This window comes from Clostridium sp. 19966 (assembly GCF_032335695.1).
Classification (GTDB): Bacteria; Bacillota; Clostridia; order Clostridiales; family Clostridiaceae; genus JACTOJ01.
In genome coordinates this window covers 1-1993 of sequence record NZ_JACTOJ010000075.1, presented here as the reverse complement: position 1 = coordinate 1993, position 1993 = coordinate 1, and the positions used below count along the sequence as shown (strand labels likewise).

At 31.3% G+C, this 1993-nt stretch carries 1 protein-coding gene; it reads right to left on the bottom strand.

Features of this window, described 5'->3' with window-relative positions; translation table 11 throughout:
• Positions 1–99: 99 nt before the first annotated feature.
• Positions 100–1842, bottom strand: a complete 1743-nt coding sequence (locus tag IAI10_RS24520) for an IS1634 family transposase (RefSeq protein WP_315675936.1) — start codon at positions 1840–1842, stop codon at positions 100–102.
• Positions 1843–1993 lie beyond the last annotated feature (151 nt).

Sequence of the window (1993 nt, the reverse complement as noted above, 5' to 3'; positions counted from 1 at the left end):
TCCTGAGTTTGACACTTTAACGAAATAAAAATCCTGTAAAGCGTTGTAGTATAAGACTTTACAGGATTTTATGCTAATGAAAAAAGTGCGTAATGTTTTTTAATTTTTCGTATCTCTAAAAATTTTTTTCATATTTTGTGAAGAAATAATTTGATAGTCAGTTCGGAATCCAAAAGCTTCATGCAATGCATCAGTAAAATCAGTTCGAGTGTAGGTTGGAACATAACCCTCGCCTTTAATTTCATAGAAGTCCATCTCTTTCAATCCAGCTATAATTTCATGACAGGTATATTTTCCGTTAAGTTTTTTTTCAAGTAGTCTATATATAATCAATGATATAAAGCATGTTATAAAATGTGCTGTAATTCTATCGTCATTTTTTAAAAATACAGGTCTTGCCTTAAATTCACTCTTAATAATTCTAAAGCACTCCTCAATTTCCCATCTCCTCTGGTTTACCTTGATAATTTCAGACACATCATCATCAAGATTTGTACAAACACCATAAAAACCGTCAAAAGCTTCTTCTTTATTAATAAGAGTTTGATCAATGCTGTATAACTCATTTTCAGCAATTTCTCCATCTTGAGTACAGCTTGTTTTATTAATAAACCTTTTATAGTCATTAGCGTTGCATTTTTTGATTTTTGTTGGATTGTTCTTTATTATCTTTTGAGCACGTTCTATCTGTGAATTACGAATCTTACGCTGATAATTTCTATACTTTATGGAGTAGGTTACAACAAGCCGTTGTTCAAAATCATTTTCTTTAATCCAACGCTCCTTGTAAAATACTTTTGATAGAATTTTTGCTTTTCCTTCAGGAGTAGCTTTTTCTATCAATTCATCAAGCTTAGAAATATCATAGGTTTTATCACTACCAGGAAGTTTCCAACCTTCAGTACTGAGAGCCCACTTTTTTAGATAAGCTTTTAATTTTTTTAAAGATTGAGTGGTAATGAACGCTCGACCATCTTTAGCATTAAATTTTCTATTATCTTCTGAAGCCAGTCCAGCATCAGTGCAGACGATGAATTTAGAAAGTTCAAAATCCGAAATAATTTTCTTTTCTAATGGCTTTAGCGTAAGTTGTTCATTCATATTGCCTCTGTTGATACTGAAAGCAAGGGGAATACCACCACCATCCATGAATAACCCCATTTGAACTATTGGATTTGGCCTGTGTTCTTTTGAGGGACCATATTGCTTATTTCCATCTTCCTGTTCGATTTCGAAAAAGTAATTAGTGCAATCATAATAAAGAACACCAGTATTCCTTTTAGAAACCTTCAAGCTGTTTTCGTATAAGGATGACTGGATAAAATCTGTTTCCTTAGCCAAATATTCAAGTGCTCTATAAATTTGATGTAAATCAAAGTTTGGTTGTTCTATAAATTTCTTAGAGAGCTCATAAGTAGCATGCTTTGAGGAAGGAAAGATAATTCTTCCGTAAACTAATCTTGAAAGAATAGAATTTAAGTCAAAATCAAATTTGTACTTTTTAGAAATTTCCTCGCATGTCTTATCTAATTTAAGTTCGTGGTATATCTTTTGTAAAAAAAGATAACCGCAGTTGAAAGAGCTTTGTTCACCTTTATTAATAAGTTTTGAAGGTGAATACTTAACAAGTACTTCTCGTTTGTCTTCTTTTTCTTTAATATTAAGTTCTTTGACGTATTTTTTAGCCCATTCTATTGGATCTTGCCCACCCAACTTTTTTTCTAATTCGGCAATTGTTCCAAGTTTCTCAACAATTTGAGTGCGTTCTTTTCCGTTAACATATATTGTTTTTATAACATATAGAGAAGCTGCATTTTTAGATTTAGATATTTGTAACCTCATAATCAATTCCTCGTAAAAAAATCTTATTTTCCTTATATTATAACACATAACGCAAAACTACGCAAATATAAATACAGAAATTTGACAAAACAATAAGCCTATTTCAAGGCTTGCGAGGATTTTTTTTGTTATTTAACTGTCAAAGACCCGG